Consider the following 24,370-nt stretch of genomic DNA (forward strand, 5'->3'; position numbering starts at 1 on the left):
TCAGCCTCGGCCTAGGGCACGCAGTGCGGCGTCGGGCACGTCGGTCATGATCAGATCGACGCCGGCGGCGGCGAGGCGCCGGATCTCATCGTCGTCGTTCACCGTCCACACATTCACTTGCACGCCCTTCTCGCGGGCGCGGGCCACGGTGGCCTGCGCCATCGGTCCGGCCAGCATCCCCACGAACGGATGCAGTGCGCGGTGGCCGTGCGCCGCGCACACGTCGAGCGCGTCGACGGGGTCGAAGCCGGGCATCGTGAGGAAACCGGTGGGCACCGATGGGTTCAGCGCTCGGACCCGGTCGATGGTGGCGAGATTGAACGACGAGACCAGGACGTCGTCGTGCCCGTCGCGGTCGTCGAGGCAGGCAACAACGAGGGCGGCGGCAGTGTCCTCGGGGTCGTAGTCTCCATCGCCGGGCAGATTCTTGATCTCGATGTTGACGAGCGCACCCGCGCAGGCGTCGAGCGCCTCGTCGAGCGTGGGGATTTCGGGCCGGGCGGCCCGGATGTCCACCAAGGTCCTGGTGGCCAGCACACCCAGCCCGGCCGCATCGGCGTCGTGGTGGACGACCAGGCCGCCGTCGACGGTCCGGTGGATGTCGAGCTCCACGCCGTCGGCTCCCTGGGCGAGCGCGAGCGCGAAGGCCTCGAGGGTGTTCTCGGGAGCTTCCCGCCGGGCGCCTCGGTGAGCGAGCACGAGGGGGGCCGACACGGCGACGGAGCCTAAAGGCCGGTCGCGCTCGCTCGGCGCCGGGATACCCGGCGCCGCCCTCCGGGCCGCTCGGCTGCTCCAAAGGAGAGCCAGGGACTCCGACGCGCGCGTCAGGTTTCTGCATACATGCAGGTCAGAGGCCTTGTGCGCCCCGTCACATGCCCCATAGGCTGCCGTGCGCCTCGAGGGCGGACCCGAGGACACGAACGAAGCGCCCCGCAAGGGCGCCGCCGAAGCAGGAGGGGCCGTGGCGCTGACGTGGATCCGCACGCACGACTGGGATGTCGATGACTGGCGCGGCCGCTCGGCGTGCCTCGACTCCGACCCCGATGTGTTCTTTCCCATTGGAACCACTGGGACGGCGCTCGAGCAGATCGAGACCGCCCGCCGCATCTGCACCGCGTGCCTTGTCGCCGACGAGTGCCTCGAGTTCGCCCTGGCCACGAACCAGGAAGCCGGGATCTGGGGCGGCACCACCGAAGAGGAGCGCCGCAAGCTCCGCAAGGGATGGCTCTCCCAGCAACGCGCCGCCGGCTGACTAGAGCTCGGCGCGTCCCGCGTGACGTAGCGGGATGCGAAGGTGCACGCGCGTCCCCTGGTCATCGCGGAGCTCGATCGAGCCGTTGAGCTCACCCGTGACGAGCGCGTGGACGATCGAGAGTCCGAGACCCTTTCGTTCGTCGAGCACGAAGCCCGACGGCAAGCCGACGCCGTTGTCAGCCACGTCGACCAGGAGCTCGTCGCCCTCGCGGGCGAGGTGGATCTGCACCCGCCCTTCAGCCGGCCCTCCGGCTGAACGCGGGAACGCGTGATCGACCGCGTTCTGCATGAGCTCGTTGAGCACCAAGGCCAGCGGCGTCGCAACCTCCCCTGGGAGGTCCCCGGCGTCGCCGTCGACCTCGAAGGTGAGTCGGAGCTCGGGAGTGGACACGGTCTCCTCGACCACGCGGACGAGGGGGCGTACGACATCGGCGAACAGGACCACGTCGCCCATGTCCCGAGACAGCGTCTCGTGCACGATGGCCATCGATCGAACGCGGCGCTCGGACTCCTCGATCGCGTCCTGTGCCTCCTTCGACTCCAGCCGCCGACCCTGGAGGCGGAGCAGCGCGGCAATCGTCTGCAGGTTGTTCTTCACCCGGTGGTGGATCTCACGGATCGTGGCGTCCTTCGACATCAGAATGCGGTCGCGGTGCCGCAAGTCGGTGACGTCACGCACGAGGAGCAGCACCCCGCTCACGCGCTCGTCCTCGATGAGCGGCGTTGCCTGGACGAGCACCGCGGTCTCGGCCCGCTCGACCTCCTCGATGACCGGACTCTGCGTTCGCCGCGCGCTCTCGGCCGCGTGGTGATCGAAACCGATCTCCGCGAGCGGAGCGCCCTGCGCGTTGGCATAAATGCCCATGCGGTGCAATGAGCTCATCGCGTTCGGGCTCGCGAATCGAACGTGGAGCGAGGCGTCGAGCACGATCACCCCGTCCGCGACCCGTGGCGCCTCGTCGATTTCCACCTCATCGCGAGCGAACGGGAACGTGCCGTCCGAGATCATGCGCGCGAACGCGTCAAACACATCGGCGTACTGGCGTTCCATCTCACCCGAGCGGCGACCTGAGGTCATCGCGGTCTCGCGGGCCAGCACACCTACGAGCTCGTCTTGGTGACGAACGGGGATGCACTGCACCCGCGCCCGGTCGTCTCCTTCCAGCACTTTCGCGTCGCCACCGACGATCTCACCCTTTCGCCACGCTCGGGCAACGATCGGCCGTTGCTGCTCCTCGACAATCGTCCCGACGAGATCAGACGGGTAGAGCGTTTGCGCCGTGGTGGGTCGGACGTGCGCGAGCACGACGAAGCGGTGGCCCTCCTCCCCCTGGATCGGCGCGAGGAACAACAGGTCCGAGAAGCAGAGGTCGGCAAGGGGCTGCCACGTCGCCACGAGCCGCTGCGCGTGACGCAGCGCGTCGCCGGCGAGGGAGGTGTTGGTGCGTGCGAGCTCGAGCAGTGGGAGCGCCACGCCTAAAGGCTAGGCAGGAGCTGCGTGCCGATTCGGCGTAATCCCGTGAGATCGTGGACGTCGTCCTCGAGTGCCGGCACCGTCGCCACGATGTGAGGGACTGGCGAGAACTTCTCTCGCAGCTCGCCTTCGCGGCCCGCGACGACGGAGTAGTCGCCGTAGATCCCGGCTGCTGCCCGCAGCACGCGAGCGGTCCGAGCCGAATCGCCAAGGTCCGCGACACCGACCATGGCGAGCTTCGCGGCAAGTGTCTCAGCGTGCTCGAGCAGGTGCGACGCCGCGGCGCGGCCCGCCTCCTGTTGGAAGTACTCCGGCAACACCCGGTTCAGCACGAGAGCGTCCAGGTTGAAGCGACGCTCTCCGAGGGCCGTGCAGAAGAACCGCGCTTCGCGCAGTGGGGCCTCTTCCAGCGTCGAGACCACGACGAAGCCCGTTCGGCGCTCGTGGAGGAGCTCTTCCACCGCCTGTGCGCGCACAACGAAGCCGTCGTACATGGTCTGGAAGTTGAGAAAGAACTCGGCAATGTCCTGGAGGAACTGCCGTCCGAGGATACGATCGGCAAGCTGGTAGAAGGGCCGACTCGCGAAGTTGATGAGTCGAGCGCCGCGCCGACCCCCGACCCGATAGGGCATCGTGAGCCATCGGAGCAAACGCCCGCCGAAGAACTCCGCCATCCGTGCCGGCGCCTCGAGGAAGTCGATCGCATTGCGGGTAGGTGGCGTATCCACGACGATGAGGTCGTACCGACCACTCGAGTGAAGGTCGTAGAGCCGCTCCATCGCGATGTAGTCATGGCTCTGAACGAACCGGCCCGTGACCGTTGCGTACATGCGGTTGTCGAGGATTCGATAGGCGGTCTCCTCGTTCGGCGCATGGCGCAGGACGAGGTCGTCCCATGACGCCTTGGTGTCGAGCATCGCGGCGTAGAGCTCGCCGCGCGGTTCCATGCCCGCGGCACGGAGCGCCTCGTCGGGCACCCGCCGCGCGATGTTGCCGATCCCCTCCAACCCGAGGGCATCAGCGAGTCGCCGCGCGGGGTCGATCGTGAGCACGAGAACACGCCCGCCGACGCGCACTGTCGCTTCGAGCGCGGTGGCTGCCGCGGTGGTGGTCTTGCCGACGCCGCCGGAACCGCAGAAGACCACGATCTCGCGTGACCTCAGCAATGGCTCCAGGCTCACGCCCGCGGTCCGCTCGCCGCTCATTCGCTCAGCTCCGCGGCCAGCGCGTCAGCCAACACGCTCACCGCATGAGAGGCGTGCTCCGACGCGAACAAGTACGGCAGGTTGACGAGCGGCAGGTCGATCGACTCCCTCAGCCGGGCCAGATGCGGTGTTCGTGACCGTCTCAGGGACAGCGCGAGGCCGACTGCGTCGAGCACGACGCTCGAACCCGGGCCGGCCTCGACCTCGAGCACGCTCATCGCGGCGGGCTCGCGCAGCGCCGCGAGCACCGACTCGTCTCCACGCGTGAGCGGCTCGGGCAGGACGCGATTGATGACGACCGCGCCCAGCGGTACCTCCAGCTCGAGCCGCACGCGCTCGACGAGCTGGATCGTCTCGGAGACCGGCATCTCCTCGGGAGTCGTGACCACGTTCAGGGCTGTGATCTCCGGCGATGCGAGGAGCTCGGTCATCCACTCCGTTTGGGCTCGCACGCGTCCTACCTGCACGAGCTCCCGGATCGCCCGCGGCGAGTCGAGCTGCGCGATCACGTGCCCGCTCGCGGCCGCGTCGACGATGACGATGTCCCAGTCGGCACGACCTTCGAGAGATTCGTGGACCTCCCAGCACACCTTGCCGACCGTGAGGATCTCCTTCACGCCGGGCGCGGCGTTGGCGACGAACTCGAGCACGTTCGCGAGCGGACCGATACCGCCGAGAACAGGGACCCGGACATGAAGGTGGAGGTATTCGCGCAGCGACGCATCGGTGCGCATCTGGAGCAGGTGCAGACCTGGATGTACTTCGATCGGTTTGAAACCAACCGGCGCGTGATCGAACAGCGCGCTCAGGTTGCCCTTGGCATCGACCTCCACCAGGAGCACGCGCTTGCCGCGCTCGGCTGCAAGAAGCGCGGTTGCGGCCGCGACCGTGCTCTTGCCGACGCCGCCCTTCCCCGTGAAGAACAGGAGTCGCCGGTCGAGCAGATCGAGACGCTCGGCCCCATGGCTGATGGGTGCCGGTTGCACTGCTCCGCGGGCGTTCGACTCAGCCGCCGAACCCGACGCGCTTCGCCCCGCTCTCGGTCTCGATCTCGACGTAGGCCACGCGATCCGCGGGCACACCAACGCGGCGTCCCTTCGCGTCGGTGAGCCAGAGCACCGAGTCTTCCGTCTTCAACGCGTCGTCGAACGCCTTCGAGACGTCGTCGGGCTTCCCCACGATCTCGAGCGTCAGCTCTTTCGGCGAATGCAGGACTCCGATGCGAACTTCCATCGCCCCGACACTATCCGCGGCAGTCTGCGTTGACGGACTGCGGGCGCGGCGCGAAGGTCCCATCCGTGCTCTGGGCCGCCACCACATCGTTGTCCGACGGTTTCTCGATTCCCCTCCTCGTCGCCGGGACGGCGGTCGCGGCAGGCTGGGTTGCAGCCGCAACCGTCATCGCGCTGGCGCGGCAGCCGCCGCGCATCCGCGCTTCTGCGGCTTCGATGGAGCTGCCCCCCGAATCAACCCCGGTCGCCGGCCTTCTCGTCAACGACTTCGTCCTGCCTGCAGAGACCGCACCCGCGATCCTCCTGGACCTCGCGGCGCGCCGCGTCGTCGAGCTCGACGAGGTGCAGCCGGGGCGGACGATCTGCCGCCTGCGCCGTTCGTCTGACGAACCGCTGGCCAAATACGAGCAACGCGTGCTCGAAAGTCTGCGCGAAAAGGCGGTCGACGGTGTCGTACCGGCCGACGCGCTCACGACCGGGCCCGAAGCGAAGTCGAAGTCTTGGCATCGTGAGCTCGCCAAGGAGGTCGTGGGTGAGACCAAGGCCTCCGGACTGACGCACGACCGATGGCCGCGCGCTGCGGTCATCGCGCTCGGCGCGCTTCTCGCGGTCGCCGTGCTGCTCCTGGCGCTGTCGCTCAAGGAGGACACGAGATCGGCCCCAGACGAGGTGCCGGTCCTCGTCCTCGGTGTGATCGCAGCCGCCATCGCGTTCATCGCCATCGCGGTGCTCATCGTCGGCCGCATGGGTTCGTCGCTCGCGCAGCTCCCGACGGAAGCCGGTCGGGCCGCGGCTGCCCGTGCCGAAGGCCTCGAGCGTCATCTCCGCGAGGACGAGCTCCTCGCCGATCTGGCCCCCGCGGCCGTCAAGATTCGCGGGCGCCACTTCGCGTACGCGGCCGCGTTCGGCGCAGCCCCGCTGGCGGTCGAGCTCCTCCCGATGGGAACCGAGGACGACCACCGCGCGTGGAGCCGGTTCGGCGGTCGGTGGCGGCGCGTGCGAGTGCGCTACCCGCGGGTGTGGCCGCCCGTGTGGGGTATGCACCCTGCCTTCGCGCTGTTCGTCGCGATCTTCTGGGGTGGCCTCGCCGGGCTCGCGATCCGGGGACTTGTGGCGCTCGCCGACGCGGACCGGCCGATCGATGTCTCGTCAGACGACTGGCGCTGGGTGGAGCGCGGCGCGTTGCTGGCCATGATCCCGTTCGTGCTCATCCTGGCGTGGGCCCTCGTGGTCTTCGTGCGCGCTGGGGCCGATCTCCCGAGCACTCGCAAGATCACGGGTGATGTCGTACGCGACCGCGTATTCGAGAAGTGGTCGTCGTCGAACGACAGTCCGAAGTACCGGCGCTTCTTGGCAATCGACGATGGCACGAGCGACCGCATCGTGGCGTTCCGCCTCCGCCAGTCGCGGTTGTGGACGGGCCACACGCAGGGTGACACCCTCACGGTCGACGTCTCGCCGCGCCTCGGCTACGTGCGCTCGTTCACGAAGGAGCCAGGGCCCGAGCGGCCCGGCGCCGAAGGCGCCGAGAGCGGGGGTTAGGAGCCGATCTTCAGCTCGGGGTGTGCGCGTCGACGCGGCTTGATCTCCGTGTCGACGATCTCGGCGATCGCACGGAACACTACGGCGGCCTCGTCGTCGGGGTGCGCGACCACGATCGGCCGACCCTCGTCTCCACCCTCTCGCAGCGCGGGCACGAGCGGGATCTGCCCGAGCAGCGGAACCCCGATCTGCGCAGCAAGGTCGCCACCGCCACCGGCGCCGAAGATCTCGTACGTCTTGCTGTCGTCGGCACGGAACCATGACATGTTCTCGATCACGCCGATCACGTCGAGCTCTACCTTCTCGGCCATCGCGGCCGCACGCTGTGCAACCTTCTGCGCGGCGGGTTGCGGTGTCGTCACGACGATTACTTCGGCGCGAGGCAAGAACTGTGCGATCGACAGTGAGATGTCACCGGTGCCGGGCGGGAGGTCCACGACCAGGTAGTCGGGCCGACCCCAGTGCACATCGGTGAGGAACTGCTCGAGTGCCTTGTGGAGCATCGGTCCGCGCCAGATGACGGCCTGATCCTCAGCGGTGAAGAAGCCCATCGAGATCACACGGACACCGTGGGCTTCGGGAGGAACCAGGACGTCGTCGATGATCGCGGGCGGCTCGGCGACACCGAGCATGCGTGGGAGGGAGAAACCCCACACGTCGGCGTCGACCACCGCCACATCCCGTCCGCGTTCGGCCAACGCGATCGACAGGTTGGTGGTCACCGAAGACTTCCCGACTCCACCCTTGCCAGACGCGATCGCGAGCACACGTGTGCGCGCATCGGTGAAGGGGTTCACCCGTGCTCGACTGCCGGGCTTCTGCGCAGCCGCGGCGTCGACGACCGCCAGCGGGTCGGGCGGCGCCTCGCCCTTGAGGACCCGAGCCGCTGCCACCTTCTCGTCGTCGGTCATCTCGCGCACGTCCACGTCGACGCGCTCGATGCCGGGAAGGGCCCCCACGGCGACCTCGACCCGCCGGACGAGCTCATTCCATACCGGGGAGCTCGGCAACGGCTCGGCGAGAGCGACCACGGCGGTGGAGCCGTCGACGGCGACGCCTTGCACGATGCCCAGCTCGCCGATCGGGTGATGCAACCTGGGCTCGTCGAGGTCGGCGATCGCAGCACGGACTGCGGCCTCCGCCACGGGCTCGTGCCTGGGCATTGGGCAGCCTTCCGGGAGGGCGGGATTTTCCACTACGGGCGTAGGTAGAATACCGCCCGTGGCTCCTGAGCCCGCCCTTCAAGAGACGCCCGAGCGTGAGCTGTCCCCGGAAGAGTTCACCGCGGCTGTCGCCGCCGTCACCAACGCCTTCGGCGATCCCACACGACGCGAGATCTTCCTCTTCGTGTGGGCTGCCGCTGACGGGGTCACCGCGAACGAGGTCGCGGAGCACTTCGCGCTGCACCCCAACGTGGCCCGCCACCACCTCGAGAAGCTCACGAGCGGCGGCTACGTCACGGTCGCAGCCGCACGTGCCGAGGGAACGCGACCGGCAGGGCGGCCCTCGAAGCGTTACTGCGCCACCGACCTCGACAACGCGCTCTCGCTCCCCCTGAAGCACGACGACGTTCTCGCCGGGTTGCTTGCCCGAGCGCTCGATGCGCTCGGGCCCGAACAGGCCGAGACGCTCGCCAACGAGGTCGGCTACGAGTACGGCCGCGTCCTCGCGGACCGCATGGAGCCGGGTGACGGTCACCGGTCGGCTCGGACCGCGGTCGCCGCGGTGGCCGACGCGCTCACCGCGCACGGGTTCGCCGCTCATGCCGAGGCGAGCGGTGACCAGCTGTCGATCGTGTCCGAGTGCTGCCCATTCGGCGAGACCGCGCAGCGCTACCCGCACGTCGTGTGCGCGCTCGACCGAGGGATGATCCGCGGGATGCTCGCCGGCCTGTACGGCGAGACGTCACCGCACTTCGCGGCGAGCCGACCCGATGGCGACGCCCATTGCGTCGCCCGCGTCTAGACATCGATCTTGCCCCGCACCTACCTCGACCACGCTTCGTCCTCACCGCTTCGTCCCGCGGCACTCGACGCGATGCTCCCGTACCTGCGGGAGCATCACGCCGACCCTGGCCGCGTGCACTCCGACGGGAAGATCACCCGAGTCGCGGTGGAAGACGCACGCGAGCGTGTAGCCGCCCTGTGTGGCGCCCGCCCGCGAGAGGTCGTGTTCACTGCCACCGGCACCGAGTCGGTCAACACCGCCGTGTGGGGTGCAATCACCCGCGGTCTCGAAGAGCACAGCACAACGCGTGCCCACGTCGTCACCAGCGCGGTCGAACACTCTGCCGTCCTCGATGCGTGCCGCCGGAGCCCGGTCGACGTCACGTACGTCGGTGTCGACCATCTGGGTCGGTTCTCGGCCGACGAGGTGTTGGCCGCCCTCCGTGAGGACACCGTCCTCGTGTCCGTGCAGCTCGCCAACCACGAAGTCGGGACGCTTCAAACCGCGGTGCCAGAGATCGTCGCCTCGGCGCGCGAGCGGGGCGTGCTCGTCCACGTCGACGCGTGTGCGGCCGCCGGTCACATCACCCTGGACTTCTCCGACCTGGCCGCCGACCTCTGCTCGGTCACGGCACACAAGCTCGGCGGCCCCAAAGGCGCGGCCGCGATGCTCGTGCGACGAGGCCTGCGGGTGCCGCCCCTGATCGTCGGCGGCGCTCAAGAACGGGCACGGCGCGGTGGCATCGAAGACGTGCCGGCGATCGTCGGCTTTGGCGCCGCGGCGGCTGAGCTCGCCGAGGGCGACCGGCTCGCACTGGAGGCCAAGACCGCCCGAAAGCGGACCGACCGGCTGTTGGTGGGTGCGCTCGGTGTCCCCGATGTCACCCAGCTGGGTGACCCCGATGCCCGCTTGCCGAACCTCGTGTGCCTCGGGGTGGGCGGCGTCGAGGCCGAACCCGTGCTGCTCGGACTCGACCAGCGCGGCGTGGCGGTGCACTCGGGATCGTCGTGCTCGAGCGAGGCGCTCGAGCCGTCGCCGGTGCTCGAAGCGATGGGAGTCGATGCGGACAAGTCCCTGCGGGTGAGCGTGGGCTGGAGCTCCACGGATGCTGATGTCATTGCGTTCACGGCCGCGTTCCCTGAGGTCGTCGCCAAGCTGCGAGCCCTGCGGTCGGACTGACCGCCACATGGCTCGGGAAGAGATCGTCGTCTCGTCGTTGTTGGAGGTCACATGATCCCGGTGAAGCGGCTCAACCACGCAGTTCTGTACGTTCGCGACGCGGCACGGGCCGCGGCCTTCTACCGGGAGGCATTCGGCTTCCAGGTCGTCGCGGAGATGCCAGGAGCGGCGTTCCTACGGGCGGCGGGCTCCGACAATCATCACGACCTCGGTCTCTTCTCGGTCGGTGACGATGCCCCCGGCCCCGCGCGCGGAGCCGTCGGCCTGTACCACCTCGCATGGGAGGTGCCGTCGATCCGTGATCTCGCGAACGGTCGCGACACGCTCACCCGACTCGGCGCACTGGTCGGCGAGAGCGACCACGGCGCCACGAAGTCGCTCTACGGCCGCGATCCCGATGGCAACGAGTTCGAGGTGATGTGGCTGGTCCCGCGGGACCAATGGGGCGAGCATGAGAACGATGCGTCGATTGCTCCACTCAACCTCGATGCGGAGATCGCGCGCCACGGCTGACGGAACGCCAAGAGCGGCTCGCTAGTCTGGCCGCATGCCGACAACCCAGAGCTGGTCCGAGCTCGCGGCGGGTCTCACCGACACACTTGCGCTCAACGCGCCACCCATCGCGATCACGTTCTCCGACGCGCCGCCCGACGGAGTCGACGCGTTCGATGCACCGATGCCCGAGCCGATGCCCGACGGCCGCACCGGACGGGTGCCCGCGGGCTGCGTGTTCTGGATGCGCGCGACCGACGCGACGTTCTCCACCGTCGCCGAGGACCACGGGAACTGCTCGGTCGGCAGCATGACGCACGGCTTCAAGACACTCGACGAGGTTGCCGGCAACTCCGACGTCGCCGCGTTGCTCGATTCGGGCTGGGTGACGATGGACGTCGTGCCGCAGATCCCGGTGATCACCGAGCGCCCGGGCGCGGTCACGTACGGACCGCTCGCCGACTCACCGGCCGACCCCGACGTCGTGCTCCTCCGCGTCAACGCCAAGCAGCTGATGGTGCTCTCCGATGCACTGCCCGAGCTCCGCATCGAGGGCAAACCCCAATGCCACATCGTCGCGGTGGCCAAGGAGCACGGCGAGATTGCGGCGAGTGTTGGCTGCGCCTTGAGCCGCGTCCGCACGGGGATGTCGGCCAACGAGATGACCTGCGCGATTCCCGCAAGCAAGCTGGCTGACGTGCTCGGAACCATCCAGCACAACGCCACCGCCGACACGGCGGTCGCGCGCTACGCGGCCGAAGACGCCAAGCGCTTCCAATAGCCTCGCTCGTTCGCTGCGGCGCAGGGTACCTGCGCCGCGGGCGCTCGCTCCCTGGCGAGCACCTCCGCTGCGCTCCGGTGCCGCGCGGTCTTGCGAACTACTTCTTGGCGGACTCGAAGTAGGGGTTCGTGCCGGACGCGTGGTCGGTGACGTCGATCACCTTCTCGATCTCGGGCACACCCTCGAGGATCGCGACCTCGATGCCCTGAGTCAGCGTGACCGCGGCCATGCCACACCCCTGACACCCACCACCCATGCGCACGTACGCCACACCGTCCTCCACCGCCACGAGCTCGGCAAAGCCGCCGTGCGCCGCAATCGCCGGGTTGATCTCAGTGTCGAGGATGGCGAGGACCTTCTGGGGCAGCTCACCCGAGAGGTCGGGAGCGGGTCGATCTCCCCACGGCGCCGCGGGCGCGGGGACGTTCGGGTTCTGCATGATCATCCCGGCGCCGGTGAAGTCCAGCGTTGCGCCCGAGAGCTTCTCGGCGCTGTCTCGGTCGAGCACCACCGAGAGATCGTCGTGTCGCTGCACGATCCCGCTCGACGCCGCCTCTTCGAGCGGTCGCAGCTCCATCGTGTAGGTGTAGGCGCCGTTGGCTTCGCCGCTGACCTCGATCCACAACGCGAGCGATTCGGCGTCGGGCTCAGCCGACCGCACCTCGAGGATCTTCGTGCGCGCTTCGTCGGTCAGCGTCACCAACGGATCCACCACGTCGCTCATGTGGCCATGATAGGCCCGTGGCCCGGATTCTCCTCCTTCTGCCCACGGCGACCTATCGAGCCCCCGACTTCATCGCGGCGGCCCGCTCATTGGGCGTCGAGGTGGTCGTGGCGTCAGAGGAGAAGCCGGTCCTCGCCGACACGATGGGCGACCGGGCAGTGGTGGTCCCGCTCGACGAACCCGAGGCCGGGGCATCGGCCATCGAAGCGCTCGACGCACGACGGGGGATCGATGCGGTCGTCGCCGTCGATGACCAGGGAGTACTCGTCGCCGCGCACGCCGGCGAGCGCCTCGGCTTCCCCCACAACCCGCCGGACGCGGTGGCGCGCACGCGCGACAAGGCCGCGATGAGGGCGGCCCTCCAAGCGGCAGAAGTCCCTCAACCGCGCTTCGCCGTCTTCGATGATCCCGATGTCGTCCCCGACCTGGGCTTCCCGTGCGTCGTGAAGCCCGCGGGCCTGTCCGCGAGCAGAGGCGTGATCCGCGCCGACGACTCCGATGCCGCGCGCACAGCCGCGCGCCGAGCCCACGACATCGTCGGCGGTGGCACGTTGCTCGTCGAGGAGTACGTGCCCGGCGCCGAGCTCGCCCTCGAAGGACTGCTCCGCGTCGGCCAGCTCGAAGTGCTGGCGCTGTTCGACAAGCCCGACCCCCTGGAAGGCCCGTTCTTCGAGGAGACCATCTACGTGACGCCGGCTCGCATCAGTGCAGACACGTCGATCCGCATCGAGCGTGTCGTCGCCGACGCCGCGGCCGCGCTCGGGCTGCGCGAGGGCCCGATCCACGCGGAGGTTCGCGTCGACGGCGATCGAGTCTGGGTGCTCGAAGTAGCCGCCCGCTCGATCGGTGGGCTCTGCGCTCGGACCCTTCGCTTCGGTGCGGGGATCAGCCTCGAGGAAGTGATCCTGCGTCATGCGCTCAGGCGCGACCTCGACGGGTTGACGCGCGAGTCGATGGCGTCCGGCGTGATGATGTTGCCGATCTCCGGCGCGGGACGCCTGGTCGCAGTCAACGGACGAGAAGCGGCGCGCGCAGTGCCCGGAATCGTCGGCTTGGAGATCACGATCCCCGTCGGCCGCGACATCCGACCCCTTCCGGAGGGCGACCGCTACCTCGGCTTCTTGTTTGCGCGGGCGGCAACGCCCGACGAGGTCGAGGCCGCGCTTCGTACCGCCCACGCCGCCTTGGAGATCGAGATCGCGGGCTGACGGACGGCGACGATCGACGCACTACGGTCGTTGGTGATGCGCGTGCTGCTCGTCGCTTCGTATGAACTCGGCCATCAGCCGTTGTACGTGGCGGCACCAGCCGGCCTGCTGCGCGAGCGCGGCCACCAGGTCCGGTGCCTCGACCTGTCGATCGAGCCGTGGGATCCCGAGGCCGTTGCCTGGGCCGAACGAGTCGCGTTCTCGGTGCCGATGCACACCGCCATGCGGATCGCCCGTCGGGCGATCGAACGCGTGCGAGAGCAGCAACCGGAGCTTCCGATCGCATGCTTCGGCTTGTACGCCCCGTTCATGGCGGACGTGGCCGACCGCGCTCTCGGGGGTGAGACGGATCCAGCATTGATGGACTGGATCGAACACGGTGGAGGCGAGGGTGTCATCCACCTCGGTCGAGGTGCGGCTCGCGCCGGCGCGCCCCTCCCCGCCCGGGATCTGCTCCCGACACTCGATCGCTATGCGCACCTGGCTGTGGACGGCGAGGAGCGGTTGGTCGGCTACGTCGAGGCGAGTCACGGTTGCGCCCACCGGTGCCGGCACTGCCCGGTGCCCGTGATCTATGACGGCCGCCTCCGGGTCGTCAACGTCGACGCAGTGATCGCCGACGTGACGCAACAGGTGGCTGCGGGCGCGCAGCACATCACCTTCGGTGATCCCGATTTCCTGAATGGGGCGCACCACTCGCTGCGGGTTGTGCGCGCGCTCCACGACCGGTTCCCCGACCTCACGTTCGACTGCACCGTGAAGGTCGAGCACGTGCTGCGCCACGAGGACATCTGGTCGGAGCTCGCGGCGGCCGGTTGCCTCTTCGTGGTCTCAGCCTTCGAGTCGGTGGACGACGCCACACTGGATCGGCTCGACAAGGGCCACACGGCCGGCGACGCGGCGCGTGCGGTCACCCTGCTGCGCGCGCACGGCATCGAGGTCCGCCCGTCGTGGATGCCCTTCACGCCGTGGACGAGCCTCGATCAGATCCACGCCTTGCTCGAGTTCGTCGCCGAGCACGATCTCGTCGCCAATGTCGATCCGGTGCAGTACACGATTCGGTTGCTTCTGCCCGAGGGCTCCCTGCTGCTCGGCCACCCCGACCTCACACCGCACCTCGGGCCATATGACGCCGAACGCTCGAGCTACACGTGGCGATCGATCGACCCCGCAATGGACGACCTCCAGCAGCGCCTCGCGGCGCACGTCGAGGCGCGCGTCGGCGCCGGTGATGACATCGCGCGCATCTACCAGGGGCTTCGGGCCGAGTGCGGTCTCGGGCCGGCATCTCTCCCCGCGGGGGTGAGCCAGGGACGACCGCGGCTCACCGAATCGTGGTTCTGCTGCGCGGAACCCACCGCCCATCAGCTCGGCGGGCTGCGTCAGTCAGCGATGTAACTGACGGACTGGACCTTCCAGCCGGCCGCCTCGGTACCGGCGAGAGCAAGGTTCACGGCGCCACCCTCGTACGTGTACGAGCACGTCGGCATCCCAGGGTCGTCAAAGCAGCCTTGCCACGTGTACTGCGCACCTGCACCGCTGTTCTCGAAGATCTTGGTTGCGGCAGCTTCCGTCGCGCAACGCCCCGCCGCGGCCTGATCTCCGGCGATCCAGGACTCGACGAACGTCTTCGCCGCTTCTTCCGCGGTCGTACAGATGATTCCTACGGTCACCGGTGTTTCCCCGCCGGTCGTGGTCACCGTCACGAGCGTCGTCGTCGTCGAGCTGCTGGTCGTCGTGGTCGCGTCGATGGCGACGCTGTTGTTGTCGTCGCCGCTGAATGCCAGCACCACGCCCGCCGCGACAAGGACGAACACGAGCGCCGCGACACCGCCGAGGAGCCACCGCTCACGATTCATGTGCTTGCCCCTCCCGCCTCTTCGGCTCGCAGCACGTTGAGCGCGGAGCCGGCCCGGAACCATTCGACGTGTTCGGGCGACATCGTATGTGTGGTCTCGATCTCGTCGCTCGTGCCGTCGGCATGCTGAATGACGACCCGGACCGGTCGATCTGGCGCGAGTGACGCAAGATCGACGATGTCGACCGTGTCATCAAACCGAAAGAGGTCGTAGTCAGCGGGGTTCGCAAAGGTGAGCGCGAGCACCCCCTGCTTCTTCAAGTTGGTCTCGTGGATCCGGGCGAACGACCGCACAATCACAGCCCGACCGTTCATGAACCGCGGCTCCATCGCGGCGTGCTCGCGCGAGGAGCCCTCGCCGTAGTTCTCGTCGCCGATCGCGATCCAGGCGATGCCGGCCTCCTTGTACGCCTTCGCGATCTCCGGCAGCGGCTTCACGGAGCCATCGCGAACGTCGATCCCCGTCCCGGCGCCTTCGGGCGCGAACGCGTTGTTCACGCCCATGAACAGGTTCTGGGAGATGTTCGTGAGGTGGCCGCGGTAGGTGAGCCACGGGCCCGCGGGCGAGATGTGGTCGGTCGTGCACTTGCCGACCGCCTTCATGAGCACGCGCAGCCCGGTGAGGTCTTGTCCATCCCACGCCGGGAACGGCTCGAGCAGCTCGAGTCGGTCGGAGTCGGGCTTGACCACGACCTTCACCTTCGAGCCATCGGCCGCCGGCGGGACGAATCCCGACTTGCCGGGATCGAAGCCCTTCGCGGGAAGCTCCTCGGCGGTCGGCGCGGTGAGCATCACCGTGTGGCCGTCGTCGGCCTCGATCGGCTCGCGGAGGAAGTCGTGATCGAGCCGACCGGTCAGCGCCATCGCGACGACGGTCTCCGGCGATCCGATGAACGACAGCGTGGCCGGGTTCCCGTCGTTGCGGCGGGGGAAGTTTCGGTTGAACGACGAGACGATCGTGTTCTGCATGCCTAGCTGCATGTCGTCGCGCCGCCACTGACCGATGCAGGGGCCGCACGCGTTCGCCAGCACGGTCGCGCCGATCGCTTCGAGATCCTTGAGGTAGCCGTCGCGCTTGATCGTGGCCCGGACCTGCTCCGATCCAGGGGTGATCAGGAGGGGGGTACGGACCTTGAGCCCCGCGGCCTTTGCCTGACGCGCGACGTGAGCCGCGCGTCCGATGTCCTCGTAGGACGAGTTGGTGCACGAACCGACGAGCGCGTACGAGATCTCGACCGGGTATCCCTCCTTCTTGGCCGCCGCCTTCACCTCGGAGATGGGGCGGTCGAGGTCGGGGGTGTGCGGCCCGACGAGGTGCGCCTCGAGCTCGTCGAGGTTGATCTCGATCACACGGTCGAAGAACCGCTCCGGGTCATCGTCGATCTCGGGATCGCACCGCAGGTGCTCGGCGCACCCATTCGCGAGCTCGGCGATATCGGACCGCTTGGTGGCTCCGAGGTACGCCGCGGCGCGCTCGTCGTACGGGAAGAGCGAACACGTGGCGCCGATCTCTGCGCCCATGTTGCAGATCGTTGCCTTGCCCGTGGCCGAGATCGACGCCGCGCCGGGACCGAAGTACTCGACGATCGAGCCGGTACCACCCTTCACAGTGAGGATGCCGGCCACCTTGAGGATCACGTCTTTCGCGGCAGCCCATCCGGAGAGCCGGCCCGTCAGGCGCACGCCGATCAGGTTCGGGACGCGCGTGTTGAACGGCCATCCGGCCATGACATCCACCGCGTCCGCGCCGCCGACACCAATCGCGACCACACCGAGGCCGCCGGCGTTCGGGGTATGGCTGTCGGTGCCAATCATCATCCCGCCGGGGAACGCGTACTGCTCGAGCACGACCTGGTGGATGATCCCGGATCCCGGCTTCCAGAAGCCGATGCCGTACCGCGACGACACGGTCCGCAGGAACTCGTACACCTCGGAGTTGGTGTCGAGTGCGCGCTTGAGGTCGCGGTCGGCGCCGACATGCGCTTGGATCAAGTGGTCGCAGTGCACCGTGGTCGGCACCGCGACAGTGGGGAGACCAGCGGTCATGAACTGCAGCAGCGCCATCTGCGCAGTTGCGTCCTGCATCGCCACCCGATCGGGGCGGTAGTCGGCATAGTCGACGCCGCGCTCGATGCCCACGGTCTCGGGATCGGCCGCGTGCGCGAAGAGCACCTTTTCGGCGAAGGTCAGTGGTCGACCGAGGCGTCGCCGAGCGGTCTCGACGCACTCCGGATAGCGCGCGTACAGCGCCTCCACGAGCTCCACGGGCGCGGTGGGCCCGACCTGGGACTCGGCCATGTGCATGCTCCGGAGGTGCGCGGCGGTCACCCGAGGCTACCGCCGCCAAGCGGTCGCGCTGGCACCGCGCTAGGAGCGAGGCACCTCCTCGACCACCACCGAGCGCATGACGTCTCCGACTTGGGTGGCCTGAGCCACATCGACGCCCTGCACCACGTGGCCGAAGAGGTTGTAGTCCTTGGAGAGCTTGCGCGTGCAGTCGTCGATGCAGATGAAGAACTGCGAGCCGTTCGTGTTGGGCCCCGCGTTCGCCATCGCGACGGCACCGAGCGTGTACTCGCCCTTCACGGGCTCGTCCTCCCACTTGTAGCCAGGACCGCCGGTGCCCGTGCCCTCGGGGCAACCGCCCTGGATCACGAAGTCGGGGACGACGCGGTGGAAGGTGAGGCCGTCGTAGAAACCCGATCGGGCGAGCCCGACGAAGTTGTTGACGCTCTCGGACGCGAGCTGCGGATCGAGGTCCATGACGATCGTGCCGCGATCAGTGGTGACCGTGGTGCGGTACAGCTTCGACGCGTCGGTCTGAGGATCGGGTTTGCTCGGCATCGGTCGGCCTTTCGCTGGAGGGATCAGAGGGCGGTCGTCGTGCGGGGTTCGAGAGCGGCGGTCACATCGGCGAGGAGCTGACGGGCCTGGTCGACGAAGCGACCTTCGGGCGCGAGGATCAGGTAGCGCTGGAGATCGCCCTGGGCCGCGGCGAAGTCCTGGAACTCGTTCGCCAAGATGATCGCACGGAAGAACCGCGCGTCGGGAAATTCGGGATCGATCTCCACTGCCGCATCGAGGCGAGTCATGGCCTCGTCCACCAGTCCGGCGGCCTGCTCAGGTGCAGCGGCGGCCGCGAGATAGAGGACACGGCCCGACTGTGCGAACGCCTCGGCGTTGGCGGGATCGAGACGGATCACCTCGTCGTACTGCTCGAGGGCGCCTGCGAGGTCGTCGTCCTCCTCCAGGTAGCTCGCGAGCAGCAGACGGTTGTTGACGTTGGTCGGGTCACGCTCCAGCGCGGCCTCGAGCTCTTGGCGGGGGTTCCCGCGCTCGGGTCGTGTCGACGACGTGCCGGTATTTCCTGACGAGGTCTCACCCGCGCCCCTTCCTCCCAGCGCGGTGGCGAGCGCTACCGCCGACCCGATCGCGAACACCGCGATCGCTCCGATCACAGCGGCGCGGCGCCCCCAAGGGATCGACGGCGCGTTCGGACGGGCGTCGATGCCGTCTCGCAACGCGCGGATGACAGCCGCCGCGCGCGCGGTGTAGTCATCGTGCAACGCGGCGTACGACTCCTCGTCGATCCCGCCTGCCGCACGCTCTGCCTCGAGATCGTCGAGCGAGCGGAGCAAGAAGTCGCGCTCGTCCTCCAGGTGCGCGCGAGATTCGACATCAGGGCCATTGACACTCACGTTCGGCGAGCCTTGTCGACGAGGGCTTCGTCGGCATCGGTCGCGTGAAGCAATGGCTCTCGCCGCCAGCGCCGGGACGCGAGCACCAAGGTCGCCGCGCCCGCGATGACCAACACGATCGGCAGACCCCACAGCAGTACGCCAAGCCCGCTGCTCTCCGGTCTGAGCAGGATCGACTCCCCGTAGCGCTCGGCATACGCCTGCCGGATCTCGTCGTCGGACTCGCCGGCCGCGATGCGCCGTCGCAGATCGGCTCGGATCGCGCGCGACGTGGGGGCTAGTGACTGCGCCACCGACACGCCGTCACATTCGGGGCATTGGATCTCCGCGGCCAAGTCCCGCGCACGAGCCTGCGGCGTGACTTTGCCGCCCTGCGACGCCGCGAACACGACCGCACCGGCAACGAGCACACCGAGCAGGACCCAGGCCCCTCGCCGAAGGGTCACCGCCGGGCCTCGGCAAGGAGCTTTTCGAGGGTTCCCTTGGTCGAAGGTCCGTATTGGAACCCGACGACCCGTCCGTCCGGACTGATCGCGAATGTCTCGGGCTGGCCGCGCGTGCCGAACGCCAATGTCGTTTCTGATCCAGGATCGAGTCCGATCGTCCAGCCGAGGTTCTCCGCGTCCACGTACTCGCGTATTGCATCCTCCGTGTCGTCACGGACGATTCCGAGCATGACGAAGTCGGCGTCGTCGGCGTGGGCAACGTAGAACGCCTTCAGCGCGGGCAGCTCCTGATGGCACGGGATGCACCAGCTGTTCCAGAAGTTCACGATCACGGCGCGCCCTGTCAGGTCCGCCTCCGTCATCACGTCACCCTCCAGCGTGCGAACCGAGAACGCCGGCACGGCATCGCCCACGAGCGCGCTCTTCTTCGATTCAGCCTGTGGGTCCGCACCGATCTGCGTGGCGAGGACCACGGCAAACGCCAGCACGATCGCGGCGATGCTCAGAGCAACCCAGCGTGTGGGGTGCCTCACACCGGCACTTCCTCGAGCGAACGCGCCTCATGGGGACTCTCGGCGGGAGGCGGAGTTGGCATGTCGCCGCGCGGCCGACGGAGAAGCGACGGAACAAGGGCCACGAGCGTGCCGAACGCCACGACGCCGCCGCCGAACCACAGCCACACGATCATCGGATTCACCGCGACGCCGATCGTCACCCGTCCCCGCTCGCTCGGTGACGACACCAACGTGAGGTACACGTCGCGAATCAGACCCTCCTTTACGTCCGGTGTACCGATCCCCGACGTGCGACCAGGGAAGCTCGAGATCGCCGGCGTGTACGCGCCGAAGTCGTCATCACCGCGCTCGATGCGAACCCGTGCTTCTACGGTCGTCTTCTGGTCCGACGCAGTCTGGCGCGACCCGAGGTAGGTGACGGTGTAACCGGCCACCGTCGCCGACTCCCCGCGCGTGAGTCGGACCTCTCGGCGCGTGGAGTAGCTGCTCGAAGCGACAAGGGCAACCGCGATGAGAACGATCCCCGTGTGCACGATCAGCCCGCCGTACAACCGCGGGTTGGAGCGGATCGCACGGATGGTCGCCGTCGGCCACGCTTCGCCATTGGCTTGACGGCGAGCGCGAGCACCAACCGTGAATTGGCGGACGATTCCCGCCAGTGCGAATGCAGCGAGCCCGAACGTCACGGTGTCGGTGATGCCGTTCGTGCCGATCGCGATGGCGAGCACCATCGTCACCGCGCCGATCCATGCAGGAACCAACAAGCGCCGCTGGAGGACGTCGCCACCCGCCGCCCGCCATGGCAGCGCGGGCGCCACAGCCATCAAGAACAGGAGCGCCAAGCCGAGCGGCGTGGTCATGCGGTTGAAGTACGGCTCGCCCACAGACAGGCGCCGTCCCTGGAGCGCCTCGGCGAGCAGCGGGTACACGGTGCCGAGCAGCACGACGAACGCCAATCCCGCAAACAGCAGGTTGTTGCCGAGGAACGCCGACTCGCGTGACACGGGCGAGTCGATCCGACCAGGCGCCCGAAGTCGGTCGCCTCGCCAAGCGATCAGACCAATGCCAGCCGCGGCGACCAGCGCGAGAAAGCCGAGGAGCCACGGCCCGATCGGCGACTCCGTGAACGAGTGCACCGAGTTGAGGACGCCTGATCGTGTCAAGAACGTGCCCAGGATGGTGAGGCAGAACGTCGCGATTACCAGCGACAGGTTCCAGACCCGCAGCATCCCGCGACGCTCCTGCACGATCACCGAATGGATGAACGCGGTGCCCGTGAGCCACGGGAGCAGCGATGCGTTCTCGACCGGGTCCCACGCCCAGTAGCCACCCCAGCCGAGCACCTCGTAGCTCCACCAACCGCCGAGGATGATGCCGACGGTGAGGAAGCCCCACGCGATGAGGGTGGCGCGCCGGATGTCGGCCAGCCATCCCTCGCCGAAGCGCCCGGTCGCCAGCGCGGCGATCGCGAACGCGAACGGCAGCGTGAACCCGACGTAGCCGAGGTACAGCATCGGCGGGTGAATTGCCATCAACGGGTGGTTCTGAAGGAGTGGATTCGGTCCGAGTCCGTCAGCCGGCGTGTTCGGGAGCCGTTGGAACGGGTTGGCCGGTCCGAGCATCAACGCGAAGAAGAACAAGGCGACGCACAGTCCGACGAGCAACGCCCACGCGACAAGCGGGTCGGTCGAGCGATCACGGAAGCGGTGCGCGGCGAACGCGAGGTATCCACCGAGCACGAGAGCCCACAGGAGGATGGATCCTTCGAGGTTCGCCCACATTCCTGCGATCGTGTAGAGCAACGGCGTCGAGCGCGCGTTGTTCTCGAACACGTAGCGGAGCGAGAAGTCGTGCGTGAGCAACGCCCATTCCATCGCGACAACCGCAATCACGGCGGCCGCCAGCACTGCAAACGCGAAACGGCGACCGAGTCGAAGCAGATTGGGGTCACGCTGCGCGAGGCCGCGTGCGAGTGTGGCGACGCCGAGCCCGGACCCTGCCGCGCCGAGCGCGATTGCGAAGACTCCGAGATACGCCTTCATTTGGTGTCGTCCGCTCCGCCCGTCTTCACCTTCGGCGGCGTGTACTCGTTCCCATGGCGGATCAGGATGCGATCGGAGTCGAAGGCCTCACCGCGGCTCCAGTTGCCTTCACAGACGACCGGCACGCCGTTCTTGAACAAGTCGGGAGGATCACCGCGGTGCACCACGACGGCGGTGCCCTTTCCGTCCGTGATCTCGAACCGAACGCCATTCGCGGTCTCCGAGACCGAACCTGGCACGACTTCGCCGGCAAGCCGGAAGCGGTCCGTCCCTTGTTCAGATCGATCGCGCACGGCCTCGGAAACCGTGCGGAAGTAGACGACGTTCTCCGAGAGGACCACGCCGAGCACAACAATCGCGACCAAGGCTGCGGCGCAACACGCGATCGCGACAAGGGCACGACGCCGGCGGGTCTCCGCCGTAGTACTGCGGACTTCGGTCATGTGTCGGCGTCGAGCTTCTCGGCGCGCCGGATCCTGCGGCCGAGGCGCAGCCAGTAGATGAGCAAGGTCGCCGCGGTAATCACCCAGCCCGTGATCACGTACTCCGCGAACCTCATCGACCGGCCCCTACCTCAGCCGGATCGGTGGGTCGCGCGCCACGCACGCGTTCCTCGATCGCCTGTTGCAGCTCACGGTCATCCAAGCCTTCTTGCAGGCATTCGAGCCGGTAGCGCCGGTCGAGCAGGTACACGTACAGCAAGGTGAATGCCAGGACGCCGAACCAGAGAGTGAACGCCATCACGCCGTGGATGTGGGCCTTGAGCTCCGGGTCGAAGACCGTCGCCTCCTGATGGAGCGTTCGCCACCACGTGACCGAGAAGTGCACGATCGGCACGTCGACGAACGCGATCAGCGCAGCAATGGCGCAACGCCGCGCTCGAGCTTCGGGGTTGCCAGGAACGCGACGCAACGCGAGATACCCGAGATACAAGAAGAAGAGGACCGCGGTAGTCACGAGCCGCGCGTCCCACGCCCACCACACGCCCCACACGGGCCGTCCCCACAACGACCCCATCAAGAGGGTGATCCCGGTGAACAGCACACCGAGCTCAGCCGACGCTCCCGCGATGCGGTCCCACACAATCGAGCGGGTGCGTGGCCACAACCACAATCCCGACGCGAGCGCGGTGACGCCGAACGCGAGGTAGGCGATCCACGCCGCCGGAACATGGAGGTACATCAGCCGCTGCGCATCGCTCTGCACCTCATCGGCTGGCGCACCCCAGAGGCCGAAGAGCGCGAGCACGACCAACGAGGCGAGCGTGACCCAACCCAGGGCCCGTGCGACCACCGGCTTCAGCAGGGTCATGCTTCCTCCAGGAGCGACCCGAAGGCCAACGTCCCGATTGACGTGTACAGCACCGCGAAGACCGCGAGGAGTCCGATCCAAGGCCACGCTTCGGACGGGACGCCGTCGATCGCCGCTTCCCACGCTCGCGTCGCCGCGAGCAACACCGGTGACACCACCGGGAACAGCAGCACCGGCACCAACGTCTCGCGCGCGCCCGATGACGCCGCGAGCACGCCGTAGAGGGTACCGGTGGATGCCACGCCCACGGTCGCGAGCAAGGCGGTGAGCACGATCGGGGCGACCGACCCGAGCGCGACATCGAAGAGCACGATCACCCCCACGCTGAGCACTGCTTCCAGCGCCAAGAGCTCCACGGCGACCGCGGCGGCCTTGCCCAGGAAGATCGCGGCCGGATCGAGACCCGAGAGACGCAAGCCATCGCGGGCGCCATTCTCAGCTTCGAGTGCAAACGAGCGCGACACAGCCAGGAGGGCGGCAAGCAGCACGGTCACCCAGAAGAGGCCCGGCGCGACGTCGCGGAGCACGCCGCGGTCAGGATCGAGCGCGAACGCGAAGAGCAACAGCACCACCAACCCGAACGGCAAGATCTGCTCGGCGGTGACGCGCGAACGACGTTCGATCCGCAGGTCCTTGCCTGCGATCAGCGACGCCTCTTGCACCAGGTTCACCTCTCTGGTCGCACTCGCTCGCCGGCCGGGGTACCCGGCCGTCGCCCTTCGGGCCGCTCGTCGCTCCTGCGAGCTCCCTTGCTTCGTTCGGTCGCCGCCGCGAACGTCCCGTTGGCCTGTCCGGCGGTCAGCACCACTTCGCGACTGGCGAGTGCGCGGGTTCGATCGAGCTCGTGTGACGCCACCAACACCGTCCGATTCTCTGCCGCTGCTGCCGTCAACAGGGCATCGAGGACCGCGCGGCCCTCGGCGTCGAGCCCGGCATGGGGCTCGTCGAGCAGGAGGAGTCGCGGTTCTCGCGAGAGTGCGACGGCCAGCGCGAGGCGCCGCCGCTGCCCGGCCGAGAGCCTGGAATGCGTTACTCCGGCGGAGCGCTCGAGGCCGACGCGCTCGAGCGCCGCATCTGCGGCCGATGTCGCCGAACCGGAAGCGCGGGCCGCAAACAGCAGGTTCTCGCGCACGGTGAGATCGTCGTAACAGAAGGTCTCATGGCCGACGAAGGCGAGCTCTCGGCGATGTGACCCTCGATCGCGGGAGAGATCGTGCCCGAGCACTTCTGCCTGCCCCTCGTGCAAGCGCACCAGGCCGGCGATGAGCCTGAGCAACGTTGTCTTGCCCGCGCCATTGCCACCGGAGAAGAGAACGACGTCGCCGGGAGCGACGTCGAGATCCACGCCTGCCAGCGCCGGAAACCGGCCGAGGAGGCATACGGCGGAGCGGAGACGGACAACGGGCTGCACAGCGCCTCCGAGGGAGGGTCGCCAAGTGTACGAAGCCTTACCGCCTTCGGG

At 68.2% G+C, this 24,370-nt stretch carries 26 protein-coding genes; 8 read left to right on the top strand and 18 right to left on the bottom strand.

The genetic code is table 11. The annotated features are described in order from the left end of the window. A complete protein-coding gene (locus WEE69_15060) occupies window positions 1-714 on the bottom strand; it encodes a glycerophosphodiester phosphodiesterase (protein MEX1146620.1) in 714 nt (237 codons plus the stop codon). A 262-nt stretch (window positions 715-976) separates the two neighbouring features. Between WEE69_15060 and WEE69_15065 the strand changes: the two genes are divergently transcribed. Then, on the top strand, window positions 977-1,252 hold the full coding sequence (locus WEE69_15065) for a WhiB family transcriptional regulator (GenBank protein ID MEX1146621.1): 276 nt from the start codon (window positions 977-979) through the stop codon (window positions 1,250-1,252). Here the strand turns inward: WEE69_15065 and WEE69_15070 are convergent, their stop codons facing one another. The 4 genes from WEE69_15070 to WEE69_15085 are packed head-to-tail and all read right to left on the bottom strand — an operon-like array spanning window position 1,253 to window position 5,166. Then, window positions 1,253-2,728, bottom strand: a complete 1,476-nt coding sequence (locus WEE69_15070) for a sensor histidine kinase (GenBank protein ID MEX1146622.1) — start codon at window positions 2,726-2,728, stop codon at window positions 1,253-1,255. A gap of 2 nt (window positions 2,729-2,730) precedes the next feature. Beyond that, window positions 2,731-3,933: an ArsA-related P-loop ATPase gene (locus WEE69_15075; protein MEX1146623.1), complete on the bottom strand. Its 1,203-nt coding sequence runs from the start codon at window positions 3,931-3,933 to the stop codon at window positions 2,731-2,733. After that, the gene (locus WEE69_15080; protein ID MEX1146624.1) at window positions 3,930-4,919 is read right to left on the bottom strand and encodes an ArsA family ATPase; all 990 of its coding nucleotides are present in this window, start codon (window positions 4,917-4,919) and stop codon (window positions 3,930-3,932) included. Before WEE69_15080 ends, WEE69_15075 begins: the two co-directional genes overlap by 4 nt. A 19-nt stretch (window positions 4,920-4,938) precedes the next feature. Beyond that, window positions 4,939-5,166 carry a DUF3107 domain-containing protein gene (locus tag WEE69_15085; GenBank protein MEX1146625.1) on the bottom strand — a complete coding sequence of 76 codons (228 nt, stop codon included), beginning with the start codon at window positions 5,164-5,166 and terminating at the stop codon, window positions 4,939-4,941. A 65-nt stretch (window positions 5,167-5,231) separates the two neighbouring features. On the opposite strand from WEE69_15085, the gene WEE69_15090 reads away from it, so the two are divergent. Beyond that, entirely contained in the window at window positions 5,232-6,707 is a 1,476-nt protein-coding gene (locus WEE69_15090; GenBank protein ID MEX1146626.1) for a hypothetical protein, read from the top strand. On the opposite strand, the gene WEE69_15095 is transcribed toward WEE69_15090, so the two are convergent. Further along, entirely contained in the window at window positions 6,704-7,870 is a 1,167-nt protein-coding gene (locus tag WEE69_15095) for an Mrp/NBP35 family ATP-binding protein (GenBank protein MEX1146627.1), read from the bottom strand. The genes WEE69_15090 and WEE69_15095 overlap by 4 nt on opposite strands. A 58-nt stretch (window positions 7,871-7,928) precedes the next feature. On the opposite strand from WEE69_15095, the gene WEE69_15100 reads away from it, so the two are divergent. From WEE69_15100 to WEE69_15115, 4 genes are read left to right on the top strand one after another with little or no spacing between them, the layout of a single operon-like run. Then, window positions 7,929-8,672, top strand: a complete 744-nt coding sequence (locus WEE69_15100; protein ID MEX1146628.1) for a helix-turn-helix domain-containing protein — start codon at window positions 7,929-7,931, stop codon at window positions 8,670-8,672. Window positions 8,673-8,681: 9 nt separating this feature from the next. Then, window positions 8,682-9,833, top strand: a complete 1,152-nt coding sequence (locus WEE69_15105) for a cysteine desulfurase family protein (protein ID MEX1146629.1) — start codon at window positions 8,682-8,684, stop codon at window positions 9,831-9,833. Between the two features lie 51 nt (window positions 9,834-9,884). Next, window positions 9,885-10,346 carry a VOC family protein gene (locus WEE69_15110; GenBank protein MEX1146630.1) on the top strand — a complete coding sequence of 154 codons (462 nt, stop codon included), beginning with the start codon at window positions 9,885-9,887 and terminating at the stop codon, window positions 10,344-10,346. A 34-nt stretch (window positions 10,347-10,380) separates the two neighbouring features. Beyond that, a complete protein-coding gene (locus WEE69_15115) occupies window positions 10,381-11,106 on the top strand; it encodes a DUF169 domain-containing protein (protein ID MEX1146631.1) in 726 nt (241 codons plus the stop codon). Between the two features lie 97 nt (window positions 11,107-11,203). On the opposite strand, the gene WEE69_15120 is transcribed toward WEE69_15115, so the two are convergent. Continuing rightward, window positions 11,204-11,830 (bottom strand): NifU family protein, encoded by a 627-nt coding sequence (locus tag WEE69_15120; GenBank protein MEX1146632.1) that lies wholly within the window; start codon window positions 11,828-11,830, stop codon window positions 11,204-11,206. 17 nt (window positions 11,831-11,847) lie between these two features. Between WEE69_15120 and WEE69_15125 the strand changes: the two genes are divergently transcribed. Together WEE69_15125 and WEE69_15130 are read left to right on the top strand one after the other, a co-directional pair. After that, entirely contained in the window at window positions 11,848-13,038 is a 1,191-nt protein-coding gene (locus WEE69_15125) for an ATP-grasp domain-containing protein (protein MEX1146633.1), read from the top strand. A 36-nt stretch (window positions 13,039-13,074) separates the two neighbouring features. Continuing rightward, complete coding sequence (locus WEE69_15130) at window positions 13,075-14,436, top strand: CUAEP/CCAEP-tail radical SAM protein (GenBank protein MEX1146634.1); 1,362 nt, start codon at window positions 13,075-13,077, stop codon at window positions 14,434-14,436. Here WEE69_15130 and WEE69_15135 read toward each other — a convergent pair. The 11 genes from WEE69_15135 to ccmA form a co-directional block, all read right to left on the bottom strand. After that, window positions 14,421-14,897, bottom strand: a complete 477-nt coding sequence (locus WEE69_15135; protein ID MEX1146635.1) for a hypothetical protein — start codon at window positions 14,895-14,897, stop codon at window positions 14,421-14,423. The two genes, WEE69_15130 and WEE69_15135, sit on opposite strands and share 16 nt — an antisense overlap. Further along, window positions 14,894-17,194: an aconitate hydratase gene (locus tag WEE69_15140; GenBank protein ID MEX1146636.1), complete on the bottom strand. Its 2,301-nt coding sequence runs from the start codon at window positions 17,192-17,194 to the stop codon at window positions 14,894-14,896. Before WEE69_15140 ends, WEE69_15135 begins: the two co-directional genes overlap by 4 nt. 69 nt (window positions 17,195-17,263) lie before the next feature. Beyond that, a complete protein-coding gene (locus WEE69_15145) occupies window positions 17,264-17,740 on the bottom strand; it encodes a peptidylprolyl isomerase (protein MEX1146637.1) in 477 nt (158 codons plus the stop codon). Between the two features lie 23 nt (window positions 17,741-17,763). Then, on the bottom strand, window positions 17,764-18,594 hold the full coding sequence (locus WEE69_15150) for a hypothetical protein (GenBank protein MEX1146638.1): 831 nt from the start codon (window positions 18,592-18,594) through the stop codon (window positions 17,764-17,766). Next, a complete protein-coding gene (locus WEE69_15155) occupies window positions 18,591-19,040 on the bottom strand; it encodes a cytochrome c-type biogenesis protein (GenBank protein ID MEX1146639.1) in 450 nt (149 codons plus the stop codon). The genes WEE69_15150 and WEE69_15155 overlap by 4 nt, the downstream gene beginning before the upstream one ends. Further along, a complete protein-coding gene (locus WEE69_15160) occupies window positions 19,037-19,573 on the bottom strand; it encodes a TlpA disulfide reductase family protein (GenBank protein MEX1146640.1) in 537 nt (178 codons plus the stop codon). Before WEE69_15160 ends, WEE69_15155 begins: the two co-directional genes overlap by 4 nt. Beyond that, window positions 19,570-21,597 carry a heme lyase CcmF/NrfE family subunit gene (locus tag WEE69_15165; protein ID MEX1146641.1) on the bottom strand — a complete coding sequence of 676 codons (2,028 nt, stop codon included), beginning with the start codon at window positions 21,595-21,597 and terminating at the stop codon, window positions 19,570-19,572. Before WEE69_15165 ends, WEE69_15160 begins: the two co-directional genes overlap by 4 nt. After that, window positions 21,594-22,040 (bottom strand): cytochrome c maturation protein CcmE, encoded by a 447-nt coding sequence (locus tag WEE69_15170; GenBank protein ID MEX1146642.1) that lies wholly within the window; start codon window positions 22,038-22,040, stop codon window positions 21,594-21,596. Before WEE69_15170 ends, WEE69_15165 begins: the two co-directional genes overlap by 4 nt. 112 nt (window positions 22,041-22,152) lie before the next feature. Then, on the bottom strand, window positions 22,153-22,908 hold the full coding sequence (ccsA, locus tag WEE69_15175; GenBank protein MEX1146643.1) for a cytochrome c biogenesis protein CcsA: 756 nt from the start codon (window positions 22,906-22,908) through the stop codon (window positions 22,153-22,155). Further along, window positions 22,905-23,570 (bottom strand): heme exporter protein CcmB, encoded by a 666-nt coding sequence (locus tag WEE69_15180; GenBank protein MEX1146644.1) that lies wholly within the window; start codon window positions 23,568-23,570, stop codon window positions 22,905-22,907. Before WEE69_15180 ends, ccsA begins: the two co-directional genes overlap by 4 nt. Before the next feature lie 5 nt (window positions 23,571-23,575). Beyond that, window positions 23,576-24,319 carry a heme ABC exporter ATP-binding protein CcmA gene (ccmA, locus tag WEE69_15185; GenBank protein MEX1146645.1) on the bottom strand — a complete coding sequence of 248 codons (744 nt, stop codon included), beginning with the start codon at window positions 24,317-24,319 and terminating at the stop codon, window positions 23,576-23,578. Between the last annotated feature and the right edge of the window lie 51 nt (window positions 24,320-24,370).

This window comes from Acidimicrobiia bacterium (genome assembly GCA_040881685.1).
GTDB lineage: Bacteria > Actinomycetota > Acidimicrobiia > IMCC26256 > PALSA-555 > SHVJ01.